The sequence below is a fragment of the Turicimonas sp. TL08 genome (genome assembly GCF_054660695.1).
Genome location: NZ_BAAGDP010000097.1, coordinates 1 through 270, shown reverse-complemented (window position 1 = coordinate 270; position 270 = coordinate 1). Strand labels below are relative to the sequence as shown.

Genomic DNA, 270 nt, shown 5'->3' with positions numbered 1-270 from the left:
TCCTAGACTCCTACGGGAGGCAGCAGTGGGGAATTTTGGACAATGGGCGCAAGCCTGATCCAGCTATTCCGCGTGTGGGATGACGGCCTTCGGGTTGTAAACCACTTTTGTAGAGAACGAAAAGTCTGTTGATAATACCGACAGATGATGACGGTACTCTAAGAATAAGCACCGGCTAACTACGTGCCAGCAGCCGCGGTAATACGTAGGGTGCGAGCGTTAATCGGAATTACTGGGCGTAAAGGGTGTGCAGGCGGTTTTGCAAGATGG

The 270-nt window shown here is 51.9% G+C and carries 1 rRNA gene; it reads left to right on the top strand.

What is annotated here, in order from left to right:
- Positions 1 to 270 (top strand): 16S ribosomal RNA (locus tag ACYQ4O_RS13095); the annotation flags it as partial.